This window comes from Roseburia sp. OF03-24, from assembly GCF_003463035.1.
GTDB classification, from domain to species: Bacteria; Bacillota; Clostridia; order Lachnospirales; family Lachnospiraceae; genus Roseburia; species Roseburia rectibacter.
In genome coordinates, this window is sequence record NZ_QSCK01000019.1 from 21,131 (window position 1) to 39,780 (window position 18,650).

The 18,650-nt window shown below is 42.1% G+C and carries 17 protein-coding genes; 2 read left to right on the forward strand and 15 right to left on the reverse strand.

Annotation, left to right across the window (positions count from 1 at the left end):
• Positions 1 to 71: 71 nt before the first annotated feature.
• The 3 genes from DXA60_RS10960 to prmA form a co-directional block, all read right to left on the reverse strand.
• Positions 72 to 1,226, reverse strand: coding sequence for a cysteine desulfurase family protein (locus DXA60_RS10960; protein WP_117921236.1), 1,155 nt, complete (start codon positions 1,224 to 1,226; stop codon positions 72 to 74).
• 167 nt (positions 1,227 to 1,393) lie between these two features.
• A complete protein-coding gene (locus DXA60_RS10965) occupies positions 1,394 to 2,149 on the reverse strand; it encodes a 16S rRNA (uracil(1498)-N(3))-methyltransferase (RefSeq protein ID WP_117921237.1) in 756 nt (251 codons plus the stop codon).
• A gap of 20 nt (positions 2,150 to 2,169) precedes the next feature.
• Positions 2,170 to 3,153, reverse strand: a complete 984-nt coding sequence (prmA, locus tag DXA60_RS10970) for a 50S ribosomal protein L11 methyltransferase (RefSeq protein WP_117921238.1) — start codon at positions 3,151 to 3,153, stop codon at positions 2,170 to 2,172.
• 618 nt (positions 3,154 to 3,771) lie between these two features.
• On the opposite strand from prmA, the gene DXA60_RS10975 reads away from it, so the two are divergent.
• Complete coding sequence (locus DXA60_RS10975; RefSeq protein ID WP_117921239.1) at positions 3,772 to 3,951, forward strand: hypothetical protein; 180 nt, start codon at positions 3,772 to 3,774, stop codon at positions 3,949 to 3,951.
• Between the two features lie 53 nt (positions 3,952 to 4,004).
• On the opposite strand, the gene DXA60_RS10980 is transcribed toward DXA60_RS10975, so the two are convergent.
• From DXA60_RS10980 to DXA60_RS10990, 3 genes are all read right to left on the reverse strand, one after another.
• Complete coding sequence (locus DXA60_RS10980) at positions 4,005 to 4,745, reverse strand: amino acid ABC transporter ATP-binding protein (RefSeq protein WP_117921240.1); 741 nt, start codon at positions 4,743 to 4,745, stop codon at positions 4,005 to 4,007.
• The gene (locus DXA60_RS10985) at positions 4,735 to 6,276 is read right to left on the reverse strand and encodes an ABC transporter substrate-binding protein/permease (RefSeq protein ID WP_117921241.1); all 1,542 of its coding nucleotides are present in this window, start codon (positions 6,274 to 6,276) and stop codon (positions 4,735 to 4,737) included. The genes DXA60_RS10980 and DXA60_RS10985 overlap by 11 nt, the downstream gene beginning before the upstream one ends.
• Before the next feature lie 102 nt (positions 6,277 to 6,378).
• The gene (locus tag DXA60_RS10990; RefSeq protein WP_117921242.1) at positions 6,379 to 7,146 is read right to left on the reverse strand and encodes a 5'-methylthioadenosine/S-adenosylhomocysteine nucleosidase; all 768 of its coding nucleotides are present in this window, start codon (positions 7,144 to 7,146) and stop codon (positions 6,379 to 6,381) included.
• Between the two features lie 156 nt (positions 7,147 to 7,302).
• Here DXA60_RS10990 and DXA60_RS10995 point away from each other — a divergent pair, with 156 nt between their 5' ends.
• Entirely contained in the window at positions 7,303 to 7,782 is a 480-nt protein-coding gene (locus DXA60_RS10995; protein ID WP_117921243.1) for an S-ribosylhomocysteine lyase, read from the forward strand.
• Positions 7,783 to 7,886: 104 nt separating this feature from the next.
• Here DXA60_RS10995 and DXA60_RS11000 read toward each other — a convergent pair whose 3' ends face one another.
• From DXA60_RS11000 to DXA60_RS11040, 9 genes are all read right to left on the reverse strand, one after another.
• The gene (locus tag DXA60_RS11000) at positions 7,887 to 8,729 is read right to left on the reverse strand and encodes an alpha/beta hydrolase (RefSeq protein WP_117921244.1); all 843 of its coding nucleotides are present in this window, start codon (positions 8,727 to 8,729) and stop codon (positions 7,887 to 7,889) included.
• Positions 8,730 to 8,766: 37 nt separating this feature from the next.
• Positions 8,767 to 9,372: a bifunctional phosphoserine phosphatase/homoserine phosphotransferase ThrH gene (thrH, locus tag DXA60_RS11005; protein ID WP_117921245.1), complete on the reverse strand. Its 606-nt coding sequence runs from the start codon at positions 9,370 to 9,372 to the stop codon at positions 8,767 to 8,769.
• 207 nt (positions 9,373 to 9,579) lie between these two features.
• Positions 9,580 to 10,113 (reverse strand): molecular chaperone DnaJ, encoded by a 534-nt coding sequence (locus DXA60_RS11010; RefSeq protein WP_117921246.1) that lies wholly within the window; start codon positions 10,111 to 10,113, stop codon positions 9,580 to 9,582.
• Between the two features lie 146 nt (positions 10,114 to 10,259).
• The gene (locus tag DXA60_RS11015; protein WP_117921247.1) at positions 10,260 to 11,474 is read right to left on the reverse strand and encodes an LL-diaminopimelate aminotransferase; all 1,215 of its coding nucleotides are present in this window, start codon (positions 11,472 to 11,474) and stop codon (positions 10,260 to 10,262) included.
• Between the two features lie 125 nt (positions 11,475 to 11,599).
• Positions 11,600 to 13,081 (reverse strand): response regulator transcription factor, encoded by a 1,482-nt coding sequence (locus DXA60_RS11020; protein ID WP_117921248.1) that lies wholly within the window; start codon positions 13,079 to 13,081, stop codon positions 11,600 to 11,602.
• Positions 13,078 to 14,895 (reverse strand): sensor histidine kinase, encoded by a 1,818-nt coding sequence (locus DXA60_RS11025; protein ID WP_117921249.1) that lies wholly within the window; start codon positions 14,893 to 14,895, stop codon positions 13,078 to 13,080. The genes DXA60_RS11020 and DXA60_RS11025 overlap by 4 nt, the downstream gene beginning before the upstream one ends.
• An 18-nt stretch (positions 14,896 to 14,913) precedes the next feature.
• A complete protein-coding gene (locus DXA60_RS11030) occupies positions 14,914 to 16,569 on the reverse strand; it encodes an extracellular solute-binding protein (protein WP_243006855.1) in 1,656 nt (551 codons plus the stop codon).
• Between the two features lie 201 nt (positions 16,570 to 16,770).
• Positions 16,771 to 17,604, reverse strand: a complete 834-nt coding sequence (locus tag DXA60_RS11035; protein ID WP_117921250.1) for a carbohydrate ABC transporter permease — start codon at positions 17,602 to 17,604, stop codon at positions 16,771 to 16,773.
• 2 nt (positions 17,605 to 17,606) lie between these two features.
• Positions 17,607 to 18,608 (reverse strand): carbohydrate ABC transporter permease, encoded by a 1,002-nt coding sequence (locus tag DXA60_RS11040; RefSeq protein ID WP_330418413.1) that lies wholly within the window; start codon positions 18,606 to 18,608, stop codon positions 17,607 to 17,609.
• Positions 18,609 to 18,650: the final 42 nt, after the last annotated feature.

Genomic DNA, 18,650 nt, shown 5'->3' on the forward strand with positions numbered 1-18,650 from the left:
CTTTTTACAATCGTTTCTTAATTACTTTATTAGTTGTATTTCCGCCCTTTCTTTTTGTCTTTTCTGAGCGGTCAGTGTCTAGTAAATTTTCTGCGGAACGGAATGATCTCTTTTAACTGTTCTACTGCGTAATCAATTTCTTCTTCTGTCGTATTGACACAGAAGCTGAAACGGATCGTTCCCTCTAAATCTGCTTTGTTAAGTCCGATTCCCTGCAATGTCTTACTCGGTGCCGGTTTATTTGACGAACAGGCACTTCCCGCGGAGACGTAAATCTCTTTTTCCTCAAGAGAGTGCAGCATAACTTCACTTCTTACTCCCTGGATCGTGACGCTGACGATCTGCGGTGCGGAATCCTCTCCCGTCTTTCCATTGATGGTAACACCTTCAATTTTGGTTACTTCCTCGATAAAATGCTTTTTGAGCGCATACATATGGGCAATTTTTGTATCAAAATCCTCATAGATCTCCATTGCTGCCTCGCCAAGCGCAGCCACTCCCGGAACATTTTCCGTACCGGAACGCATGCCTTTCTGCTGACCGCCGCCGTAAATGATCGGCTTGATCTTTGTCTTGTCTTTGATAAATAAAAATCCGGTTCCCTTTGGAGCATGAATCTTGTGACCGCTGACAGAGAGCAGGTCAATTCCAAGTTTTTTCGGGCAGATACGGTATTTTCCGTATGCCTGGATCGCATCTACATGAATGATCGTATTGGGATTTTTTTCTTTTATAATCTTTGCTGCCTCTGCGATCGGCTCAACGGCACCAATTTCGTTATTGACCATCATCATGGAAACAAGGATCGTATCCTCACAGACCGCATCACGAAGTTCATCCAGTGAAATCTGACCGTTTTCATCTACCGGTAAATAGGTCACACGAAAACCCTGTTCCTCCAGATATGCAAGGGGTGAAAGTACTGACGCATGCTCGATCGATGTCGTGATAATGTGATTTCCCGCACGTTTATTTGCAAGTGCTGTTCCGATCAGAGCCATATTATTTGACTCTGTACCTCCTGATGTAAAAAGGATCTCTTTTTCATCTGCCTTCAGTGTTTTTGCGATCCGTTCTTTTGCCTCTTTAATATAACGTTCTGCAATAACTCCCATCGTATGAAGGGAAGAAGGATTGCCATAATCCTCCATCAAAACTTTTACCATCAGATCTTTCGCACGTTCACTGCAGCGTGTTGTTGCTGAATTATCCAGATATGCCTGCATTTTTGTTACTCCTGTTCCGCACATTTTCATCTGTGTGCACAAAACTTTATATATATTGCATTTTAATCTTCATTTCTGCGCCATCTCATCGCACTGTTTTCATTCTGTGTATGTCCGCGCCCATCAATTTTGAAACAAATTCATCCGCCCGCCAAATCACAGTCCGGCTAATTTGATTTTTCAGTGCACGACGTTTCGATATGATACATCAAAATCGCTAATGTGGCAAATCCTGCCGTCTCAGTGCGTAAAATGCGGCTGCCAAGTGAGATCAGCTTCATCTCATCTTTTACCATCGCGATCTCTTCCGGTGCAAAGCCGCCCTCCGGTCCGATAAAAATACCGATGGACTCTCCCGGTCTGACCGCCTCTACCGCCTCTTTCGTCGCTGCCATACCACGCTCATTTTCATAAGGAACCAGCTTTTGTTCTAGTTTCATTGCATATGCTACTGCTTCTTTATAGCTCATCGGCTCTGTAACTTTTGGGATCAGGCTGCGCTTTGACTGTTTCGCTGCACTTTCTGCAATTCCCTGCCAGCGGACCGTCTTTGCCGCAGCTTTTTTGGCATCCAGTTTTACCACACAATTTTTCATTACAACCGGAATGATCTCATACACACCAAGTTCTACTGCCTTTTGAATGATCAGTTCCATCTTGTCATTTTTCGGCAGTCCCTGAAACAGATAGATCCGGTTCGGCAGCTCTGTCCCCGCCTCATCTTTTTCTAAGATTGCCGCACGTACAAAAGAATCTTCCAGCTCTGTTATTTCACAAAAATAATTTTCCCCTGCCGGTCCACTGATGCGGATTTTTTCTCCCGGTTTCATGCGCAGCACATTTTTGATATGATTGACATCACTGCCCTCGATCATCACGGAATCTTTTCCGATCTGTCCGCTCTCCACAAAAAACTGATACATTTTTTATCATGCCTTTCTGCTTATCTCTTCTGCGCAGTGATATTGACCCATTCACCCTGATGATTGATCTCAACCACTGTAAGACCAGCTTTCTCGATCGCTTCTTTTACCTGTTCTTCCTTAAAATCAATAATACCGGAAGTGATGAAATATCCACCTTTTTTGAGGCGTGCCGGAATGACCGGAGCCATCGGAATGATAACATCTGCAAGGATATTTGCAACCACAATATCATATTCTTCTGTTCCTACTTTTTCCTGCAGTTGTTCATCATCGATCAGGTTACCTACATAAAATGTTCCAAGTCTGCCATCTAAATGATTGACCTCAAAATTCTCATGCGTTGATGTCATACAATCCGGATCAAGGTCCGTTCCAACCACTTCAGATGCACCAAGTTTTAATGCCACGATGGAAAGGATTCCACTTCCGCAGCCAACATCCAGCACTTTCGGTGCTTTATTTTCCGGTGTATACTCTGCATTGCCACGGATGTATTTTAATAGCTGACGGATACAAAGCTGCGTTGTCTCATGCTTTCCGGTTCCAAAGGAAACACCAGGATCGATCTCGATCAAAAATTTGTCTTTATCCTCTTCTTTTAATTCTTCCCAGGTTGGTTTTATTAAAATATCCTCAATATAAAATGAGCTGAAAAACTTTTTCCAGTTATTGATCCAGTCAAGATCCTCTGTCTGGTCGGAAGTAATGACACCACTTCCAACATCCACGGTCTTACGGAGATCTTCGAGTGCGATCTTTACCTGTTTTAATAATTCCGTATAATCGCTTCCATTATCCTCTAAATAAAAGCTGACATGGCTCACGCCATCATCCGGTGGAAGTTCCGGCAGAAAATCGATGAACATATCCGCCTGGTCTTCCTTGGAAAGCGGAATATTGTCTTCAATCTCCACTCCCTCGATCCCTAAATCTGCCAGCATGGCACTCATGTAATCTTCCGCTGCAGTTGTCGTTTCTATTGTATATTTATTCCACTTCATACAAATTCTCCATTTCTGTGCTGCTTCTCCATGGTTCCTATTCAGACACAAGCCTGATATCTGCTGCTGTCAGGCTGTGTGCCATAAAGTATATTTCCGTTTACACATAGCTATTTGGTATGATAACACAAAATCGGGGATTTGGCAAAATAAACGTATTTTTTCTTTTGGGGGTGGGGATACTGTGGGGTGTTAGGAAAAAGAGGAGCAGTAGTTTGTGGCAGTAGCGGTCCGGGGATGGCGGAGCGCTGCATCGAAGTTTACGACAATCCTTTTTGTCAAAACCTACAGTGTCAAAAGGTGCGTCGTAACGTAAGGCGTGGTAAATCGCGCAAAGCTGAGAATGGTTTTTGTGACTTTGGTAGAAAATTAGAAAATCTTAGTATGCCTGTTCACGCACAGTGTTGTGCTGCCACGGACGGCAGCACAAGTCCTAATGTACCCGGATGGCACATTTAGGACGCACACGTCACTCTGAGATAACCTAAATCAGGCATACTTAGTTTTTCTTATTTTCGTACAACGGAAACAAAACCAGAATCAGCTTTGCGCAATTTACCACTCACTACCCCCATACACCTTTTGACTCATAACCCCAAAAAAAGGAGGAAACACGCAATGCACTTCGAAAAAGATGATATCCCACCGGGATTTGGAATGATGTTAGGACAGGATGTAAATGCAATGAAATGTTTTTCCGGTATGACGGACACAGAAAAAGAAGATATAATAAAGCAGGCTCAGGCTGCAAAATCAAATGACGATATCGCTCAGATCATAGAATGCAGACTCCGCTAATACCCTGTAAAAATAAAACAACCGGCTGGAATACCCCAGCCGGTCTATACTACTTACAATACTTTTGATAAAAATTCCCGCAGTCGTGGACTCTTCGGATTTGAGAAGATCTCCTGTGGCGTGTTCTCCTCCTGAATGATGCCATCATTAATGAACATAACGCGGTTTGCAACTTCGCGCGCAAATCCCATCTCATGTGTAACGACTACCATAGTCATTCCATCTGATGCAAGTTCTTTCATAACACTGAGTACCTCACCGACCATTTCCGGATCGAGTGCAGATGTCGGCTCATCAAATAAGATGATATCCGGGTTCATGGCAAGGGAACGCACGATCGCAATACGCTGTTTCTGTCCACCGGAAAGCTGCGTTGGATAGGCATCTGCCTTATCAGCAAGTCCGATACGTGTCAACAGTTCCTCTGCCTTTTTCGCAGCTTCCTCTTTTGACATTTTTCCCAGTTTGACCGGTGCTAACATGATGTTTTCACGGATGGTCATATTCGGGAACAGATTAAACTGTTGAAAAACCATTCCGATTTTTTCACGGACATGATTGATATCCACAGATGCATCTGTCATGTCTGTGCCCTCAAACAGTACGTGTCCGCTGGTTGGAACTTCAAGTAAATTTAAGGAACGAAGGAATGTTGATTTTCCACAGCCAGACGGGCCGATCAATGCCAGTACATCTCCTTTTTTTATAGTTGTAGAGATACCTTTTAATACTTCGTGATCTCCATAGGATTTGTGCAGATCATTTACTTCAAGAATCACTGTATTATCGCTCATTGCTTCTTAACTTCCTTTCTAACAGATTTACCACTTTGCTAAGTCCCATTACCATAATAAGGTAGATCAGGGCAACTGCGATCAGCGGCATAAATGCCTCATAAGTTACACTTCGTATGATATCTCCGCCTTTCGTCAGATCCATAAGTCCGATATAACCACTGATAGATGTCTCTTTTAAGAGACTGATAAACTCATTACACAGTGCCGGAAGTATATTTTTTACCGCCTGCGGCAGAATGATCGACATCATTGTCTGCTTGTAATTAAGTCCAAGGCTTCGTCCTGCTTCAAACTGTCCGATATCTACTGCCATGATTCCGGAACGGACGATCTCAGCAACGTATGCTGCAGAGTTTAAACCGAATGCAATGACTGCCACAACAACTTTTCCGGTATCAATACTCTGGAAAATAACATAATAGATAATCAGTAACTGGATCATTACAGGTGTTCCACGCACAATGGTAAGATAAAGTTTACACAATGCGTTTAAAATTGTCAGTCCACCGTTTCTGTCATGATTGGTACGCACGATCGCGATCAGGAAACCAAATACAACTCCGACCAATAATGCAAGCACCGTGATAAGCAGTGTATTTCCAAGACCTTTTAACAAATACACATAGCGGCTGTCCTTTACGAAGTTATCATAAAATTTCTCACTCAGTCCTGCTTTTTCTGCCGAAACCGTATCATCTTTTACAATGATAACCTGTTTTGATGTCGTATAAGTATCCGTAAAATTAACATTCTTTTTCCGCTCTTCTGTCACGGTAAAGCCGGCAGCTCCGATATCAACTTTGCCTGTTGAGATTGCCGGAATGATCGAATCAAATGCCATATCCTCGATCTTTAATTCCATGCCAAGTTCATCACTGACAGCGCGCATGATATCCATATCGATTCCCACGATCTGTCCTTCTTCATAGCTCTCATATGGCGGAAACTCTGCATTGGTTCCAACTGTCAGTGTTCCATTTTCACGGCTGATATCTTTGACTTCATACGGAAATTTTCCAATCTCGTCCTCTGTGCCAATATAATTTTTCTGAATATCTGCGATCGTACCGTCTGTTTCCAGTTTTTCTAATGCACTGTTGACCTTGTCTAAAAGCTCCGTATTATCCTTTGCAATAACAAATGCATACTCTTCAAGGGTAAATTCTTCATCTAAAATGCGGATTCCTGTATTCTGCTCTACAAATTTCAGTGCAGGCTGTTCATCAATAACAACACAGTCAATCTTCCCCTGTTTTAATGCCTGAATCGCATCTGCCCCCTTATTATAACGTTCCACAACGGTACCTGAGCCATCACTCTCATAGTCACTGACATAAATATCGCCTGTGGTTCCAAGCTGCACACCGATTCTCTTTCCCGACAGATCATCTGCTGAATTTACAGTACCTGATGTGTTTTCCGTACTTTGTGTCTCATCAGCAGCCAGCACTTCGTATCCTGCTGCACCGATCAGTACTGTACAGAATAACAGCAAAGCTGCAATGAAACGTTTCCCTGTTCTCTTCATTGTTTTCTCCTCAATTTTGTGTATAAATATTCATTTTTCCAAATAGGCAGTATAACACATTTTTTTATCAAAAGATAGTACTGCTGTATTTTTACAATATATCTACATATATTCTCTCATCTGCTCCACCAATGATAATATAAATTTCTGTCCGTCAATTCCGACTGCTTCATCAAATTTCTCCGCATTTACAATAGAATTAGACAGGATCCTTACGCCAAGGAAAGGAACTCCATAGGAAAGGCAAAGCTGTGCCGTTGCGGCAGATTCCATATCTTCGACTACTGTATGATATCGCTCTCTTAGAAGTGCGATCCTGTCAATCTGGCTGTTCCATTCATCCCCGGAACCGATCACGCCGCGGCCGGTATGATATTTTGTCTCTACCTGCTCTGCCACCTGAAGCAGCCGTATGTCACACGGATACTCTGTTACCTTTTTGGTTTTCCCTGTTTCCCTGCAAAAGATTTCCACCGGAAGCGGCGAAAAACCTTTTGCATCGATTCCCGCTCCCTCTTTTGAAAATGCATATGCGACTGCTCCCATCGGGATAACTTTTTCTCCAAGCACAATATCCCCTCTGTGGAACTTTTTATCATGACCTCCGCCGATTCCCTGGTTGATCACTGCCCATGGTTTAAAATATGCAAGCGCAAGGCTCGTCGCTGCTGCTGCATTGACAATCCCCTGGAATGTCTTTGAAATGATGACAGCCTCTCTTTTCGTGCCAAGAAATCCCGTATGGAACTTCCAGTTTCCAATCGTTATACACACATGCTCCTCTAAATGTTCTATCAGATATGCCGTTTCTGTATCCATGGCTCCCTGTATCAGAAGTGACGGCTGTTTCGTAAAATCATAATTATCCATCTTATTTATTTCTCCTTTTTCAATCATTTTTCTTGACGAACTGTGATATCTGTTTTATCGTTATACAGTAGATTACACACTCTGCGGGCAAAGCTATTGTTACGAATAATAATACATTGTCCCAAGGTTAAAATGCAATAGCTATGGAGGAATCTTATGGAAAAAATAGCAAGTTTTACGATTGATCATATCAAATTAGAGCCGGGTATCTATGTCTCAAGAAAAGACAACGTAGGTTCTGAAGTTATTACCACATTTGACCTGCGCATGACTTCCCCGAATGATGAGCCTGTCATGAACACTGCAGAAGTACACACGATCGAACATCTCGGTGCTACCTTTTTAAGAAATCATCCTCTTTATAAGGATAAAACGATTTATTTCGGACCAATGGGATGCCGCACCGGATTTTATCTGCTGCTTGCAGGCAATTATACCTCAAGAGATATTGTTGGACTGATCACAGAAATGTTTGAATTTATCCGCGATTTTCATGATGAAGTACCGGGTGCTTCTCCAAAAGACTGCGGTAACTACCTGGATATGAATCTTGGCATGGCAAATTATCTTGCTAACCGTTATTTAGAAAATACACTGTATAACATTGATGATGCACACCTTGTTTATCCGGCTTAAATTATTTGAAAGCCGGCTCTGCTATGCCAGATAATGAAATGTAAAAAAAAAGCAGTAAACTTCTCCATTTTTTATTTTTGAAGAATTTACTGCTATTTTTCTGTCTATAATTTTGTTTTAAAAAATGTTATGATCTCCTGCCAGATTTCTTCCTGAAAGAAACGGATATCCGCATGATCCGCATTCTCAATCTCTAAGAGTGTGACATCACAGCCCTCTTTTTCAAGCTCATCATGTAGTTCCACTCCCTGTGTAAATGGTACCGTCTTATCACATTTTCCATGGATAATAAAAAATGGCGGAGCATCTTTGGTCACAAAGCTGACCGGGCAGCATGCAAGCGCCTCCTTGGGATTGCGCATCACATTTTTTCCCATCAGCAATGACTCTGGGGATGCTGCACACTGTTCCCTGTTTTCGTATAGAAAACCTCTGAAGTCTGTCGGAGGATACCATGGGCACGCTGCCTGCACTTTGCTGGAATAAGAAAGATATTCTCCCACCTCATATGCCGGATCATCGCATAATGCCGCCATACAGGTTAAATATCCCCCCGCTGATTCTCCCATCACACCAATATGTGCTTCGTCGATGTGATACCTTGCAGCGTGCGCACGCAGATAGCGGATCGCCGCTTTTACATCACAGAGCTGTGCCGGAAATTTTGCTTCATTGCTGGTCCGGTACTGTACGGATGCCACTACAAAACCTGCTCTCGCAAGTTTACTCAGATATACCAGATGGGCAGACTTGTCAATGCTCTGCCATGCACCGCCACAGATCCAGACAATACAGGGATAATCGTGCGCCGTATCTTCCGGATAAATCAAATCCATCCGAAGATCCTGCGTGGTATGTCCGAACCACGCATCTGTCTGTGCAAATGTGATGTTTGTGATTACAGAATACTGTGGTGCGACCGGTTCCACATGAATTATTCTTTTCATACTGTTCCTCCATTCCGACGCTTTTTTGATCTCTCCGCTAGTCCGCCATCGCTTTTTTGATCGCGCCAAGCAGTTCCTCATATGTCTCATATGCCGGAATATCCGGATAATCTGCCTTGATCTTGTCGGTGGAGCGGAATAAAAATCCTGCCTTGCTTGCCTGGATCATTCCAAGATCGTTGTAGGAATCCCCACTTGCGATCGTATCAAATCCGATTGACTGCAATGCCTTTACCGTTGTTAATTTTGACTGTTCCACACGCATCTTAAATCCTGTGATCTCGCCGTTTTCTGCAACTTCCAGGGAATTACAGAATAATGTCGGCCAGCCTAATTTTTTCATCAGAGGTGATGCAAACTGTGTAAATGTATCACTAATCAGGATCACCTGTGTAAAAGAACGGAGTTCATCTAAAAACTCCTTTGCACTCGGCAGCGGATCGATCGTTTCGATCACATCCTGAATCTCTTTTAATCCAAGTCCGTGCTCTTTTAAAACACCAAGTCTCCATTTCATCAGTTTATCATAATCCGGCTCATCGCGGGTTGTTTTCTTTAACTCCGGGATACCGCTTGCCTCTGCAAATGCGATCCAGATCTCCGGTACTAATACTCCCTCAACATCCAAACATGTAATATACATAAAACTCCTTTCCTGCGCCCCATTACGCATATCAGGTCTTTGTAAATGCAAATCCTGATTTTTTATTCTTTCGCTCCCGCTTTCGTTTTGTAGCACTTTACCTCGTTATACTATCATACTATTCCGTTTGTTTCAATTCCAGTTTTCATTTTTGACATTCACAACTGCCATATTTTATTATACGATTTTTCAACTGACTCTTTAAACTTACTCTTTCTTCTGCTCATACTGCTTTAACAGTCTGTCATACTCATGATTTATTTCCTGAAGTGTCTCCGTATCCCCGCAGAGATTATCCGGATGATAAATTTTTAACAGTTGTTTATATCTTTTCTTCAGAGCCGTCTTACTTTCCACACCGATAAAAAACAATTCCCCGCGAACCACATTTTCTGTACCCACAGTCAGCATATCACGTGCCTCCTGTTCTCTGACATACTTATAAAAATCGCGCTGTTTCTTCATCTTGATCTTTTCATCCGCAAGCTGTGAAAGTTCCTCCTCTAATATTTTCCACTTTGTTTCAAACAGCTGTTTTTCCCGCTTCATGCTGTCTTTTTCAAGCTGGGCACGTGCAGAAAACTCTTTTTTCTCACGTTCAAACCTGCGTCGTTCTTCTTCTAATTTTCTCTTTTCTTCTAAAAAATCCTGCCTCTGCTGCTCTAATTCAGCAGTCTTTTTATATTTCCACTCCTGATGCAGGGTCTTTGTTCTTTTGATCCTGAAAACTGACCGATCCATTTTCCGCAAAAACCCCCTTTTAGTTACAAATTTTCTCATACCTCTGCTGTCAATATGCTAAAACAGACAGAAACCCCAAACCGGTTCTGTCCGTTTTATTCATGATCGTAATCTACACGAGGTTCACCCGGCAGTCTTATTAAATATTATAATTTCTGTATTCTCTCCATAGCTGCAAGTGTATTCTCATAAGTTCCAAATGCTGTCAGTCTGAAATATCCCTCACCGCTCGGTCCGAATCCGGATCCCGGTGTACCAACCACATTGGCATTTTCAAGCAGATAATCAAAGAAATCCCAGGAAGACATCTGATCCGGCGTCTTTAACCAGATATATGGTGCATTTACACCTCCAAATACGGTGTAACCGGCTTTGGTAAGTCCTTCCTTGATTGCTTTTGCATTCTTCATGTAATAGCCAACCTGTTCTTTTAACTGCGCTTTTCCGGCATCGGAATATACTGCCTCGCCGGCACGCTGTACGATATATGGAGCGCCGTTGAACTTTGTTCCATGGCGTCTTGCCCACATTGCGTTTAAGGAGACATCTCCACATTTTAATTCTTTTGGAACAACCGTAAATCCAAGACGTACTCCGGTAAATCCTGCATTTTTAGAAAAACTGCGAAGCTCGATGGCACAGGTCTTTGCTCCCTCACACTCATAGATGGAATGTGCCACATCATCCTCACTGATATATGCCTCATAAGCTGCATCGTAGATGATCACTGCACCGACTTTGTTTGCATAATCTACCCATTCCTGTAACTGTGATTTCGTGATCGTTGTTCCGGTCGGGTTATTCGGCAGACACAGATAAATAACATCCGGTGTCTCTTTCGGAAGCTCCGGTACAAAATTATTATCACTGGTACAAGGCATATAGATCACATCACTCCACATCTGTGTATCTGCATCATATGTACCGGTTCTTCCAGCCATAACATTAGAATCTACATAAACCGGATATACAGGATCACAGACAGCGATCTTATTATCCTGTGCAAAAATTTCCTGGATATTTCCGGAATCACTCTTTGCTCCGTCAGATACAAAAACTTCGTCAGCAGAGATATCGCATCCTCTTGCTTTGTAATCATTTGCCACAATGGCATTTCTTAAAAAGTCATATCCAAGATCCGGTGCATAACCGTGGAATGTTTCTGCATGTCCCATCTCATCAACTGCTTTGTGCATTGCATCGATAATAGCCGGCGCAATCGGCTGTGTCACATCACCGATACCAAGACGGATGATCTGTTTGTCCGGATTTGCTGCAGAATATGCGCTTACTTTCTTTGCAATGGTAGAAAATAAATAACTTCCCGGAAGTTTCTGATAATTGTCATTAATTTTAAACATGTCATACTCCTCACTTTGCCTTCAAAATACAAGTTAACGTTATCTAACTGTCATACAGTATAGCATTGTGTGATAGGTCGTGCAAGTATTTTTTGTTTACCTGGAATCAAAAATTATCATTCCTTTTATTCGCAATTCATGTTTTTCCGGTACTCACTTGGAGATACACCGCAGGAATTTTTAAAAGTCTTCATAAAATGCTTTTCATTCTCATATCCGACTGCCCTGCTGATATCCACGATCCGCATATCCGTTCCCCCCAACAGGCGTTTTGCCTCTTTCATGCGGATATCTTTCAGATAATTGACAAAATTGCTTCCTGTGTACTGTTTAAATGAATAGGAAAACAACGAATAATTCATGGATAAGTAATTCGATACAACTGCCATATTTAAGTCACTTGCATAATTTTTTGTTATGTACGCAACCGCCTGCTGCATCTTGTGACTGTTCTTGTTTGCATCAAACTGCCCGATAATACTCTCCTGTACTTCACCCAGATAATGCAGCATTTTCTCCTCATATATCCCGATGCAGTCATCTGCAAAGATATTTTCCATCTCCTTCCAGATCTTTTCCCCACTTTCAAGAATGCTGCGGTATATCTTTCTTTCTTCTGTGAAAAAATCCTTCATACATTCCTCATAGGTATCCTCACTGATGCGTCCTTTCTCCACTTCAAAGAAAAACTGTTTCCAGATTTTTTGTGTTTCTTCCTTCCGCTCAGTTCCAAGCACCTGTACACGCTGCATCCGTGCCTCTTCTCCGGTCAGCTTTTTTGCTTCCTCCATCAGTTTTTCCGGGATATGTTCTGTCTCTTCACCAGATCTGACCCATGCAAGATTGCGGCAAAAAGCCTTTTTCCGCATCTGCACAGACTCTAAATATGCAGTCCTAAGTTCCCTGATTCCCTGATGTGGACTGCTTATTCCCACATATCCCTGACTAAATTCATTTCTTAATAATATGTCTGTTTTTCCCTCTTCGATAATAAAAATATCATTGCCTTCGATATCACTCAAAAACGTATACTTCTCTTCCGGAATCATTCTGTCCTCTTTGTGATTCTGGCAGCAGACTACATAATTTTCTCCGCCTAACTCCCATACAAACTGATCTGCATACTGGGATTCTATCATGGCAATTTCTTCTTCTGTTGTTCCAGGAAACAGCATCAGATGTTTGATCTGCTGATAGCCAAATTTCTGTTTTGTCTTTTCCTGTTCCCTTGCACTCTCAATCTCCTCATTTAACTTTTTTAGGATTTCTGTAATTTTATCACGTTCAACCGGTTTTAAAAGATATTCCCGGACACCATTTCGCATCATATCAACTGCATAGGAAAAATCGTCATAACCACTGATCGCCACTGTGAGCGGCACGTGTTCGCAGGTCTGCATTTTCCGGACCAGCTCGATTCCATCCATCTTCGGCATACGGATATCCGTAAACATTACATCGATCTGCTGTTCTTTTATTACCTCAAGTGCTGCTTCTCCATTGTTACATTCAATGATCATCTCCACCGGAACCCCGCTCCGTCTGATCATGGTTTTAATTCCCTGCCGTATTAATTTTTCATCTTCTACAACCAAAACTGTTTTCATCGCCCATTCTCCATTTCCAGTTGTTTTTCTTTCTCCATATGAGTCATCGGTATCCGCACGATCACTTTCGTATAGCATCCGATCTTTGATGCCACCTCAATGCCATACTTTTCCCCAAATGCAATGTGGATACGATCCTGCACATTCTTAAGTCCGATGCCATTTCCGGCGCCTCCGCCCGAATCGATTTTTCCTGCAATCTTTAGTTTGAGGCGCTCCACCTCTTCCTCCGTCATACCCCGTCCGGCATCTGTGATCTCGATCACACAATCGTTTTCTTCCACGATTCCTTTCACATAGATATTGGTATCCTCAGCCATCTGTTCTATCCCATGGCAGATCGCATTTTCCACGATCGGCTGCAGGGACATTTTCGGTATCTCCTGTTTTAATATAATATCAGGAATATTCAAAGAAAGGAATATCTCATAGTCAAACCGCAGATTGATAAGTGCCATATAATTTTTGATGTAATCTAATTCCTGTTCCACTAAGACATTGCCGGATACCCATTTCATACTGTAGCGAAGCAGCTTTCCAAGTGCAGTCACCGCGTCTGAGATCTCGTATTCCTCATCAATTTCCGCCATCATTTTGATGGACTCTAACACATTATAAATAAAATGTGCGTTGATCTGATTCTGCAATGCACGGATCTCTGAATTTTTTGCAAGCATCTCGCGGCTTAAGTTGTCTTCCATCAGCTCTTTGATCCTTGAAAGCATCTTATTGATCTGTGTTCCGAGTTCGCCCATCTCATCATTTCCGCAATCTTCGATCACCACATCAAGATCACCACCCTGCACACGTCTGATCCCCCTTAATATCTCATAGAGTTTCTTTAACATGTGCTTTACGATCGCATTGATAAAGAATGCTAAAACAATAAGGAAAACCACCATGATAAATACAAACATATTTCTCTGATAGTAAACACCATGGACATTTTGCGTAATATCCCTGGCGCAGACTAACATTCCGTCAAGTTCCCTGACATAAAATGAAGAAACCACCAGATTTTTCCCTTTTATTTTTACATAGGAAGTCTGTATGTTATCATCCTTGTCCACAATGTGCATCACATCTTCTAACAGCTCCGGTTTTTCCTGCGTTTCATCTCCAAAATAATAACTGCCATCTGCATCCGCAAAGCAGCTCCATTCATTTTCGATCACTTCGTACAGACTTGGAAACATATTTTCCATCGTCATCGCAGCCTCGATCGTACCAATGGTTTCATAATTTCTGTCATCAATCTGTGTTACAAGTGACACAATCTTTCGATTCTGATCCATCGTATAGGAGCTGAACAGATTATCCGTATAATTAAAATGCCAGCCGGACGGATCATCTGCTTTCGCCCACACCTGTTTTTTCATACGCGAGGAATTATATAAGACCGGCATCACTTCCTGTATATTGTCATTTGTGGCATAAACACGGACACCATATAGCAGCGGGTTATTGTTTACAAGCCGCTCTAAAGATGTAATATCGCCGCTTTTTAACGCGTACCATTCCTCTGCAGAATATTTTTTCCCCTCCTGCGTATTTTTCAAAATATCAAGCAATGCACTGTCACTTAAAAACAACTGCGTTGACATATTAATGGAATCCATCTTGGTGGAAAGTGCATCCTTATTGCGCTCCATGGTATACTGCATATAATTTACATTTTCATCGATCACGTTCTGTTCCATATTATAAAATAATACACTTGCTAAAACACCGATCGGTATTACCATAAACAGGATGATCACCAACGTAAATTTGATATTCAGTTTCAGGCTGCCAAACTGTCTCATCCAATTCATTTAAAAACTCCATTCTGTTTATTCGATTCCTAATTTTTTCTTTGACTCCTGTATATGCGCTGTTTTCTTTTCCATCAGATCAGCAAATCCCATTTCATCGCGCTTTTGTCTAAAAGATTCTAAAATCTTATCAAATTCCTCATCGGAACCCGCAAGCAAAAGTGCCGGGAGTGTCTCACTCCACAATTTTGTAATACGGTCGTCTGTTTCCGCATCTTTTGACCCTGCCGGAAATACCACATCATACTGGCCATTATAAACAATATATTTTTTTGCCCAGTCTAAAAGCTGTGCTGTGGCAGGCGATGGTTCCTGTTCCCACTGAAGCTGCATGACATTATCCTGAAGCATCCAGTAGGCGTCATCTGCTCCATATAATCTGTCATACGTTTCCCGATCCGAATCCAATAGTTGTTTTACATTGTCCTTCAACACCGGTTTCCCATCCTGCATCTCATAAGTCTCCCCTTCCACGCCAAGGAATGTTACCTTCTGACCGTGTTCACTCATAAGATAATCCATAAATGCGATCGCACGCTCCGGGTTTCTGCAGTTTTTCGAGATCAGCGTCACCGTCCACCCATTGACTGTTGTGGTAGGACGCAAAGGATCGTCACCAGCCGCATTTTTCGGTCCCTCTACTGCTATATAAATACTGTCCGGATCATTTTCATATAAAATATTCTGCTGGGAAAGCATGTCCGAGTACTGATACATCATGCAAAAATATCTGCCCTGTGCCAGTTTTTCCTCCATCTGGGTCCGGCTGTCCACAAAAATATCATTTGCAAGATAACCTTCCTCCCCTAACTGCCGAAATACTTTCAGCCATCTGATATATTCCGGATCTGTATATCTGTCATAATACTGCCCGTTTTTCTCCCAGGGAACAGCCAGTGAGTTCATCAGATATTTATCAAAAGAAACATTTCCCTTGTCATCAAATACATGTGCACCGACCGGGATCAACGGTTCCCCATCTATCTCCGGAAACATTTCTGCTGCTTTCTTTACTGCATCATAAAAACCTTCCGGTGTTGTCATATCCGGGGCTCCGATCGCCTCATAGATATCTTTGCGTACAAGAAACTCCTGATTACTGCGGATATTTTCATTTTCCGCAACATCTTTTGGCGTGATCGAAGAATTCGGATACTCATAAATATTCCCATCATCCATGGTAAACCAGTTCACTGCCGTTTCATCTGTCACTTTCCAGAAATACGGATCATATTCATCTGCAAGTTCATTTAATGCATATACCATGTCTTTTGAGATCATCTCCGTAACCTGCGGTTCCCACCAGCCAAGAGTGATCAGATCCGGCAGCGAATCTGCTGCGATCAGAGCATTCAGTTTCTCTGTCTCCGTTCCGATCGGCGTAATAAAATTGATATTCACACCGGTTTCTTTCGTGATCGTTTTGGATACAAGATTTTCCCCCCATGGTGTTGCAAACCATGAAAAATTAATATACCAGTCCAAAGTAACCGGATCTTCTTTTGCATACTGCTGCCATGCCGGCAGCTCCTCAGCTTCCTTTATCTCTGTCGTCTTCCCTATATCTGTTCCGGCTGTCTGCCCTTCCCCTGCGCAGGCACACAGACCGGCAAGCATCCCCAGTACCATACAGGCAGACATTACCCTTTTTTGTTTTCCATGTTTTCTTCCCATACAATAACTTCTCCTGTCAGTTCTACGCTATGGATTTCCGTAACTTTTCTATCCGATACCGCCACGGTTTTTCTTTTAATTTTACCATATTATATGCCTCCGGGCAAATCTCTGTTGATGCCAAAAGAGACCCTTTCCGTTTCCGAAAAGTGCCTCTCTCCTGAGGAAAAGTATGAAAATTCAAATAAGAACTTATTGCCTTTATTCTTTTACACTTCCAGCAGAAATACTGCTGATAATGTATTTTGAGCAGAAGCAGAATACGATCAGGATCGGGATGACTGAGATTGCTACTGCTAAATAAATCGCTCCCTGATTTCTCTGGATATCGGTCGATGCTTTTAAGGTTGCCATCATAACCGGAAGTGTAAACTTCTCATTTTTGTTTAATATGATCATCGGAAGCAGATAGTTATTCCAGTTTCCGATAAATGCCATGATAGACATTGTTGCAATACCCGGAGACATGATCGGAAGTGCGATCCTGTGGAACGAATAAAGTTCGCTTGCCCCGTCGATCCTTGCTGCCTCCACTAAGGATGGAGACATAACAGATAAAATATACTGTCTTAAGAAGAATACGGTTCCCGGCGCCGCTATCGCCGGTATGATCAGCGGGATGTAGGAATTGACCAGTTTTAATTTGGTGCATAAGTTGTAAAAACCGATCAGGCTTAACTGTCCCGGAATCATCATAAATACGAGGATTGCGGTAAAGATCAGTTTATTTCCACGGAACTTGTACATTGCAAGTCCGTATGCTGTCATTGCTGAAAAATATGCTGTCAGAAGTGTTGCCGGTACTGCTACCTTTAAACTGTTCCACATACCTTTAAACAGATTGAAGAAGCTGAATACGGTCTCCCAGTTTTCCTTAATATGTGTACTTGGAATCAGGGTAAAGGAACGTGTGATCTCCACACCATCTCTGGTTGCGTTTACCATCATAAGGAGAAACGGAAACATACACGCTGCTGCAAGCAGAGTCAACAGTATGTATATAATTGTCTTTTTAATCTTATCACCTGTTGTCATGACTAATCCTCCTTATTCACTAATTTAAGCTGTAAAACAGAAACAATAAGTATGATAAGGAATAATGCATATGCGATTGCGGATGCATATCCTGTCTGTGTCGTGCCTGTTGCAAATCCGAATTTATACAAATACATTACAACCGTTTCTACGGAATTGTAAGATGCGGAAGCCTTTTCTGCCATAAGGAACGGCAGGTCAAACATCTGTAAACCTCCGATCAGGGATGTGATTGCCACATATAACAGAATCGGTTTTAACAGTGGTAATGTAATTTTTCCAAAAGTTGTCCATCTTCCGGCGCCGTCAATAGCTGCCGCTTCAAAGTAATCTTTGTTGATTCCCTGTACACCTGCCATCAACATGATGAACGAGTTACCAAACCACATCCATGCACTGATGATTGCAATCGTGTTTCCTGCTGTTGCCGGGGAACCGAGCCAGTCAACCGGTGTCTTATTCACACCGAAAAACTGATAGATCGAATTTAAAATCTGGTTGAATGATCCATAACGCCAGTCTAATAATGTTTTGAATAAGAATGCTACAGAAGTTGCCGCAATTAAGTTCGGCAGATAATAGAGTGCTCGAAATACCGGGAGTCCTTTAAACTTATATTTGATATCACTGAACACGATCGTCAGTAAAAATGCAAGTCCGAGCTGTAATACAATGTTAACGCCCCAGATTCTTACTGTGTTCCAGAGTGCTCTCCAGAAAAATTTGTCTGTAAATACACGGGCATAATTTTCTATACCTGTAAATTTGTAAGGTGTTCCGGCTAATTTACAATTCGTAAAACTTAAAAGTAAGGTCCGAAGTACCGGATAAACACTGAAAATCAAAAATACGATCACAAACGGAGCGACAAAGAAATATCCGGCTCTGTTATATTTTGTGAGATTTGATGTCTTCTTTTTTTGAGTTGTTTTCGCCATATTGTTTTCCCTCTGCCAAGAATCCGGCTGTCCGTCCCTTTTCTGTGTGATCCTGGTGTCTTTCATCCGCCAGAACCACACAGCTTCTAAAGGAACACACAATCCATT

Coding starts and splice junctions, on each gene's coding strand:
- DXA60_RS10960 (WP_117921236.1), bottom strand. CDS start 1,226: ATGCAGGCATATCTGGATAATTCAGCAACAACACGCTGCAGTGAACGT.
- DXA60_RS10965 (WP_117921237.1), bottom strand. CDS start 2,149: ATGTATCAGTTTTTTGTGGAGAGCGGACAGATCGGAAAAGATTCCGTG.
- prmA (WP_117921238.1), bottom strand. CDS start 3,153: ATGAAGTGGAATAAATATACAATAGAAACGACAACTGCAGCGGAAGAT.
- DXA60_RS10975 (WP_117921239.1), top strand. CDS start 3,772: ATGCACTTCGAAAAAGATGATATCCCACCGGGATTTGGAATGATGTTA.
- DXA60_RS10980 (WP_117921240.1), bottom strand. CDS start 4,745: ATGAGCGATAATACAGTGATTCTTGAAGTAAATGATCTGCACAAATCC.
- DXA60_RS10985 (WP_117921241.1), bottom strand. CDS start 6,276: ATGAAGAGAACAGGGAAACGTTTCATTGCAGCTTTGCTGTTATTCTGT.
- DXA60_RS10990 (WP_117921242.1), bottom strand. CDS start 7,146: ATGGATAATTATGATTTTACGAAACAGCCGTCACTTCTGATACAGGGA.
- DXA60_RS10995 (WP_117921243.1), top strand. CDS start 7,303: ATGGAAAAAATAGCAAGTTTTACGATTGATCATATCAAATTAGAGCCG.
- DXA60_RS11000 (WP_117921244.1), bottom strand. CDS start 8,729: ATGAAAAGAATAATTCATGTGGAACCGGTCGCACCACAGTATTCTGTA.
- thrH (WP_117921245.1), bottom strand. CDS start 9,372: ATGTATATTACATGTTTGGATGTTGAGGGAGTATTAGTACCGGAGATC.
- DXA60_RS11010 (WP_117921246.1), bottom strand. CDS start 10,113: ATGGATCGGTCAGTTTTCAGGATCAAAAGAACAAAGACCCTGCATCAG.
- DXA60_RS11015 (WP_117921247.1), bottom strand. CDS start 11,474: ATGTTTAAAATTAATGACAATTATCAGAAACTTCCGGGAAGTTATTTA.
- DXA60_RS11020 (WP_117921248.1), bottom strand. CDS start 13,081: ATGAAAACAGTTTTGGTTGTAGAAGATGAAAAATTAATACGGCAGGGA.
- DXA60_RS11025 (WP_117921249.1), bottom strand. CDS start 14,895: ATGAATTGGATGAGACAGTTTGGCAGCCTGAAACTGAATATCAAATTT.
- DXA60_RS11030 (WP_243006855.1), bottom strand. CDS start 16,569: ATGGGAAGAAAACATGGAAAACAAAAAAGGGTAATGTCTGCCTGTATG.
- DXA60_RS11035 (WP_117921250.1), bottom strand. CDS start 17,604: ATGACAACAGGTGATAAGATTAAAAAGACAATTATATACATACTGTTG.
- DXA60_RS11040 (WP_330418413.1), bottom strand. CDS start 18,608: ATGAAAGACACCAGGATCACACAGAAAAGGGACGGACAGCCGGATTCT.